Genomic DNA, 6490 nt, shown 5'->3' on the forward strand with positions numbered 1-6490 from the left:
GACGCTCGCCTACCGCCTCGCGCCCTCGGGCAAGCGCATCCTCCTCCTCGAGCGGGGCGGCTACGTGCCGCGCGAGAAGCAGAACTGGGACTCGCGCGCCGTCGAGGTCGAGAACCGCTACCACATCAAGGAGCCCTGGTACGACCGCGACGGCAAGGAGTTCCACGCCGGCACGCACTACTTCGTCGGCGGGAACACCAAGTTCTACGGCGCCGCGCTGATCCGGCTCCGCAGGCAGGACTTCGGCCAGGTCGCCCACCACGGCGGCGTCTCGCCCGCCTGGCCGATCGCGTACGACGACCTGGAGCCGTACTACACCGAGGCCGAGCATCTCTACCAGGTGCACGGGCTCCGCGGTAGCGATCCGACGGAGCCGCCCGCGAGCGCGCCCTACCTCCATCCACCCCTCAGCCACGAGCCGCGCATCCAGCAGCTGGTCGACGACCTGACGCGCATCGGGCACCGGCCGTTCCACATGCCCGTCGGCGTCATGCTCGACGAGCAGAACCCGCGGCAGAGCCGCTGCATCCGCTGCGACACCTGCGACGGCTTCCCGTGCCTCGTCTACGCGAAGGCGGACGCGCAGGTGATCTGCGTGGATCCCGCCCTCGCGCACCCGAACGTCACGCTGGTCACCGACGCGTACGTGTCGCGCCTCGAGACGAGCGCGTCGGGGCGCGAGGTGACGAAGGTCCACGTCGAGCGCGACGGAGCGCACGAGACGTACTCGGCCGGCGTCGTCGCCGTCTCGTGCGGGGCCGTCAACTCGGCCGCGCTCCTCCTCCGCTCCGCGAGCGACCAGCACCCCCGCGGCCTCGCCAACGGCTCCGGCGTCGTCGGCCGCCACTACATGTGCCATCTGAACTCGATGCTCCTCGCCGTCTCCCGCGAGCCGAACCCGACGCGCTTCCAGAAGACCTGGGGCCTGAACGACTTCTACTTCCCGTCGAAGGAGTGGGACTACCCGATGGGCCACATCTCGATGATCGGGAAGACCGACGCGAACACGCTCCGCGCCGGGGCGCCACGCATCGCGCCGGGCTGGACGCTCGAGAAGATGGCCGAGCACACGCTCTCCTTCTGGCTCACCTCCGAGGACCTGCCCCACCCCGACAACCGGGTCACCGTCGACCGCGACGGCCGGATCACCCTCGCCTACAGACCGAACAACGAGGAGGGGCACCGGCGTCTCATCGCGAAGCTCAAGGGCATGCTCAAGGAGATCCGCTGCCACGATCACCTGATTCCCCTGAACGCCTACATCCCGGCGCGCATCCCGCTGGCCGGCGTGGCGCACCAGAACGGTACCGTCCGCTTCGGCCGCGACCCGAAGACGTCGGCCCTCGACGTCCACTGCAAGGCCCACGACGTCGACAACCTCTACGTCGTCGACGCGAGCTTCTTCCCCTCGAGCTGTGCCGTGAACCCGGCCCTCACCATCATGGCGAACGCCCTGCGGGTCGGCGATCACGTCCGGGAGCGGCTCGGGTGAGACGGCGCGCGCTCCTCCATGCGGCGAGTGCCGAGAACCCCATGTCCGAGGGTGAGGCGTGGGGGAACATCGGGGTCGACTACGCCGCCCCCGCCCTCACCCCCGGTGAGCAGCTCGCACTCAACCGGGGCGTGCCGCGCGCGAGCGCCGACGCGGCGGGGGTCAACTACATGCAGCGCTTCTTCGAGCCGCGCGGGCGGACCGCAGCCAAGGTCCTCACCCTCCACGCGCTCGACGACGGTCTCGTCATTCCGGAAAACGATGAGAAATATCGGGAAGCCTTCGTAGCGAGCGGCCGCCCGGAGCAGCTCGTCCAGCTCTTCACCGCGACCGGCGGTCACTGCGGGTTCAGCGCCGTAGAGCACCTCGCCGCGTTCTTCGCCCTCACGCGCTGGGTCGAGGAGGGCGTGGAGCCGACGGCCGCCGCGGTGCAGGCGACCTGCACGGCGCTCAAGCCGTTCGCCGGCGGCGGCCCATGTCGCGTCATGGCGGCGGCACCGGGCGAGTGGGGCCTCAGGGTGATCGAGCGGCGGGAGCGGGGTGCGCCGCTGCATGAGCTCGTGTGCGTCGGGGACCCCGCGGACTGCCCCTCGGGCAGTACTTGCTCGCCACGGCACTACTGCCGATAGGGTTGCGGGCGCGTCGACTACCTGGACGCGCTCGCCCGCGTGGCGACGCCCCTGCTCGTCATCGCCGGGACCGCCGATCGCTTCGCTACCCCCGCCGCCGTCCGCCTGGCGCTCGACCGGCTCCCGTCGGCGACGTACCGGGAGTTCGGCCGCGCCCACGGCCACGCCGTGGACTACGGCCACGTGGACCTGATCCTCGGCCGCGCCGCCCCGACCGAGGTCTTTCCCGTCGTCGCCGGGTGGCTCGCGGAACACGCCCGCGTTCCTCGCTGGCGTTGCGGGCACGCTCCGCCGTAGAGACCTCATCCAAACAGCTCGCGGCGGAGGCCGCGCGACATCAGCTCGCCCCGTCGCTCAGCCCCGACGCCTGCCAGAACCGCCGCAGGGTCCCAAGGTCTAGGCCGAGCCGCGCGGCCGCCTCGTCCAGCCATCCAGAAGGTACTCGGCGGAAACTTCTTGCGCGCACTCGCACAGCTGCGCCCGTGAGGCGACACCCGCCCACGAAGGTACGCTCGACGAGCGGCGGGCAGGTCACCGGCAACGCCTGGACACAGGGGGAGCCGGCGGGACTAGAATGTGCCGCCATGGCGATCAGCTGGCGGCTCTACTTGTGCGACGATCACCTGGATCTCTGGAACCTGCCGCGCGACGTCTGGGAGGAGCGGCTGCCGGGCGGGCTCCGCGAGCGCGGGCCGCGCGTCGTCGAGCAGGGCGACAGCGCTTGGTGGACGTGCGACGGCGCGGTCATGGGCCCCTTCGGGACGCGGCTCATGCGAGACTACAGCGCGATCGTACGCGCCGGCATCGAGGACGACGGACTGCGTGCCGCCAGCCCCAAGCTCCGCCTCGAAGACATGGACCGCGACGGCGTCTACGCCTCGGTGATCTACGGGCCGAACCTCTTCGGCCTGCCGATCAACGATCCCGCGCTCAAGGCAGCAGCGCTCGCCGCGTACAACGACTGGGCGGTCGAGTTCAATCGCCACGACCCGCAGCGTTTGAGCGTGCTCCCCGTCCTTCCGACGCACGCCGCCGACGCGGCGGTGGCGGAGCTCGAGCGGGTCGCCCGGCTCGGCCACCGCGGTGTCATCATCAGCCCCTTCGAATTCCGCTGCTCGGACCCCGCCTGGGAACGCTTCTGGGACGCGGCCGAGGCGACGGGCTTGCCGGTGAGCTTTCACATCGGGCACGGGACCTCGCAGGTGCGCGTCGCCCCGGGGAGCTGGGAGCTCGCCGCCTTCTCGGCCGTCGGCCCGATCCAGCTCGACGAGCCGCTCGCCATGATGATCTACTCGGGCGTCCTCGAGCGCCACCCGCGCCTCCGGCTCGTGCTCGCGGAGTCGGGCATCGGCTGGCTGCCCTACTTCGTCCACCGCATGGACGCGGCGGCCGAGAAGCACGTGCCCAAGGCGCGGGACTACCGCCTCAAGGCGCGGCCGAGCGAGATCTTCCGCGGCCAGGTGTACGCGACCTTCGAAGAGGAGCCGCTTGGCCCCCAGCTCCTGCCGCTCCTCGGCCCGGACAACTTTATGTGGGCCTCGGACTACCCGCACCCCGACAGCACTTTCCCGCACTCGCGCGAGGCGATCGCGCATGCCTTCCAGGGGCTCGACCCGACCTTCGTCGAGAAGGTCACGGCGACGAACTGCGCGCGGCTCTACGGGTTCGCGCCGTGACGCCGGGTCATCATCGAAGCCGCAGCGTGCAGAAGTGCCGCGCACGGCCTCTCGCCGTGAGAGCCGCGTCCGAACTGCCTACGGGGGTCCGCTGCTCCGCCGAGGAGTCGCAGAATCCGTCGCACCTGGTCGAGACTCGCGCGTTCGAGGAGCTCGATGGCGCGGTGCCAAAGGCCGCGCTCTGGAAGGCGAAGAAGTCTTTGACCTCGAGGCCGAACGCGCGCGCCGGCTCGATCAGCGTCGAGACCGAGGGGCTTCCCTGGCCTCGCTGCAAGAGCATCCCGTTCGACTTTTCGAACACGCGGTCGCCACGCGGCGTCTGAGCCACGGTGAGGCCCGCAGGCCTCGCACTACCGCAGCTCCAGCCCGATCAGCTGCAGCCGGTGGGCGATGTCGTCGAAGGTGTCTTCGAGGAACTGATCGATCGGCCCAAAGGGCGAGGCGGTCGCGTGACGAAAGAGGCGCCAGAGCTCCCCCACGAAGCCTTCGACGCGGGTGCGCTCGGCCGGCGTCGCGCTACGGAAACGATCGGCGAGGTAGATGACCCCGAAGCCGGCGTGCCGCGATTCGTCGCGCAGCACGAGCCGGATGATGTCGCGCATCAACGGATCGGGGCTCTCAGTCTGGAAGCGCTGGAAAATGCCAACGGCGATGCCCTCGAGGAAGATCTGCATGCCAACGATCTTCTCGCCGTAGTGGTCGGAGTCGAGGAGGCGATGAACTAGCTCTTCGAGCGGCCGGTTGATCGGCGCCTCGGCACCGAGCTTGTCGAGGTAGCGCCCAAACACCTCCACGTGGCGCGCCTCGTCGATGATCTGGCCGGCGAGACAGAATTTAGTCTCCATCTCGGGGACCATGTTAAGGAGCTGCGCGCAGAGCGCGAGCGCGGCCTGCTCGCCCACGAAGAGCTGGGTGAAGGTCAAGGCCCGCTGCTCGGCGCGGAGCCGGTCGAAATCTTCGCGGCTGAAGTAGCGCTTGACCGCTTCGTAGGTCTCCTCCGAATAGTTCCGGATCGGGCGCGACCAGTCGATCTCGGTCGAAGCGTTCCATTGGTAGGCCTTGAGCTTCTCGTACAGCTCAGCCTCGCCGGGGATCTCGATCGAAAGTTTGGGGTGCAATGCTGGACGCGCTTCGGTCATGTGACGATCCTCCACAGCAAGAGCACGGACATCGTGCCGAGGGCGACGGCGTTCACGGTGAAGATCACGCTCCGCCAGGGCTGCAACGCGGCCAGGTAGAAGACCGTGTGCAGGAACCGTGAGACGGTGAAGACGAGGAAGAGCCACCACGCGACCGTGGCGGAGCCCCCGCTCAAGGCGAAGAGTAGCCCGACCCCTAAGAAGGGGAGGATGTTCTCGACGTCGTTCTGGTGGGCGCGGCGGACGCGTTCGATCAGCTCATCGGGGGGACGGGGAGTCCTACCGAGAAGCCGATAGTCCTCGGGAGCGATGTGGACGCCGCGGACGTTCCGCAGCACCCCGACGAGCGTCGCCATGAGGAGCATCTTGAGCGTCAGGATCGCCGCGCAGATCGTGAAGAGACTCAAGGTGGGCTCCGATAGCGGATTGGCCATGGCGGTTCTTCCGCACTCAGGCGAACATCGCGCGGGCGAGATCTCGTGTCCTCGGATTGATCCTGCAGACCAGAAACTTCCCCTGCCGTTCGGCCGTGATCAGCTCGGCGTTCACGAGCTCCCTCACGTGGTGCGAGATCGTCGGTGAGCCGATCCTGAGCGACCGGAGCGAGCGCACGACGTCCGCGAGGTGGCAGCCACAGCCGACGTCGAGCCTAGCTTCCTCGTTCTTCAGGATCTCCGCGTAGATCCGCAGCCGATTCGGATTCGAGAGCGCCCTGAATATCCTCGCCAAACGCCCAGCATCAGCCACGCCTCGACAATCATCGAAGTGTCGAGCCAAGTCAAGGCCCTGTCCGTCGCGGAGCGCTGGCGCCGGCCGGAGCTAATCGAGCCGGATGCCGCAGTGACGGGTAGCATCGACGCCCCCGCCGGTGGGCCTGCGTAGCAGGCCCGCGATCACGGTTCCCGCGCCCCGGGCACGGAGGCGGGCGCTCCTGAGAAGAGCGGGGGGCGGTGCACGTTGCGCCACGGCGTTTGCGCATGCGATGGTCCGCACATGGCCTTCGACCTCATCCTCGACCACGGCACCGTGCTCGACGGCACCGGCCGTGACGGCTTCCCAGCCTCGGTCGCAATCGCCGACGGCCGCATCGCCGCGGTCGGCGTGCTCGACGATGCCAGCGCCGCGCGACGCCTCGACTGCACCGGCCAGGTGATCGCTCCAGGCTTCATCGACATGCACTCGCACAGCGACTGGGTGATCCCGCAGCCCGACCACGCCGAGGTGCTGGCGCCGCTGCTCGAGCAGGGCATCACCACGATCGTCGCCGGCAACTGCGGCTGCTCGCCGGCGCCGTACCTGCCGGGCAACCAGGCGTTGCTGCCGCTCGTCGGGCGCATGCTGCACGACCACGACCTCGACTACGGCTGGAGCGGCATGGGCAGCTTCCTCGCCGCCCTCGAACGGCGCGGCCTCGCCCTCAATGTCGCCCAGCTCGTCGGCCACGGCACGGCGCGCGCGGCGGTGAAGGGCGCCGAGCCTGGCCCGGCCACGCCCGACGAGGTGGCGGCGATGGCCGACCTGGTGCGCGCGGCGCTCGACGAGGGCGCCATCGGC

Annotated in this window: 8 protein-coding genes; 5 read left to right on the top strand and 3 right to left on the bottom strand. The window is 69.4% G+C overall.

Features of this window, described 5'->3' with window-relative positions; all coding sequences use genetic code 11:
• The 4 genes from E6J59_04570 to E6J59_04585 all read left to right on the top strand — a co-directional run.
• A partial coding sequence (locus E6J59_04570; GenBank protein ID TMB22030.1) for a GMC family oxidoreductase occupies positions 1–1492 on the top strand: 1492 nt, incomplete at its 5' end.
• Entirely contained in the window at positions 1489–2121 is a 633-nt protein-coding gene (locus tag E6J59_04575; GenBank protein TMB22031.1) for a hypothetical protein, read from the top strand. The genes E6J59_04570 and E6J59_04575, both read left to right, overlap by 4 nt.
• Before the next feature lie 39 nt (positions 2122–2160).
• Positions 2161–2418: a hypothetical protein gene (locus E6J59_04580; protein TMB22032.1), complete on the top strand. Its 258-nt coding sequence runs from the start codon at positions 2161–2163 to the stop codon at positions 2416–2418.
• A 287-nt stretch (positions 2419–2705) separates the two neighbouring features.
• Positions 2706–3797 (top strand): amidohydrolase, encoded by a 1092-nt coding sequence (locus E6J59_04585; GenBank protein ID TMB22033.1) that lies wholly within the window; start codon positions 2706–2708, stop codon positions 3795–3797.
• Between the two features lie 350 nt (positions 3798–4147).
• Here E6J59_04585 and E6J59_04590 read toward each other — a convergent pair whose 3' ends face one another.
• The 3 genes from E6J59_04590 to E6J59_04600 are packed head-to-tail and all read right to left on the bottom strand — an operon-like array spanning position 4148 to position 5665.
• Positions 4148–4936 (bottom strand): hypothetical protein, encoded by a 789-nt coding sequence (locus E6J59_04590; protein TMB22034.1) that lies wholly within the window; start codon positions 4934–4936, stop codon positions 4148–4150.
• Positions 4933–5370 carry an MAPEG family protein gene (locus E6J59_04595; GenBank protein TMB22035.1) on the bottom strand — a complete coding sequence of 146 codons (438 nt, stop codon included), beginning with the start codon at positions 5368–5370 and terminating at the stop codon, positions 4933–4935. Before E6J59_04595 ends, E6J59_04590 begins: the two co-directional genes overlap by 4 nt.
• 16 nt (positions 5371–5386) lie before the next feature.
• Positions 5387–5665, bottom strand: a complete 279-nt coding sequence (locus E6J59_04600; protein ID TMB22037.1) for a winged helix-turn-helix transcriptional regulator — start codon at positions 5663–5665, stop codon at positions 5387–5389.
• A 264-nt stretch (positions 5666–5929) separates the two neighbouring features.
• Here E6J59_04600 and E6J59_04605 point away from each other — a divergent pair.
• On the top strand, positions 5930–6490 hold a 561-nt coding region (locus E6J59_04605; GenBank protein ID TMB22036.1), incomplete at its 3' end, for an N-acyl-D-amino acid deacylase.

Source organism: Deltaproteobacteria bacterium (assembly GCA_005879795.1).
Taxonomy (GTDB): Bacteria; Desulfobacterota; Binatia; order DP-6; family DP-6; genus DP-6.

Coding starts and splice junctions, on each gene's coding strand:
- E6J59_04595 (TMB22035.1), bottom strand. CDS start 5,370: ATGGCCAATCCGCTATCGGAGCCCACCTTGAGTCTCTTCACGATCTGC.
- E6J59_04590 (TMB22034.1), bottom strand. CDS start 4,936: ATGACCGAAGCGCGTCCAGCATTGCACCCCAAACTTTCGATCGAGATC.
- E6J59_04585 (TMB22033.1), top strand. CDS start 2,706: ATGGCGATCAGCTGGCGGCTCTACTTGTGCGACGATCACCTGGATCTC.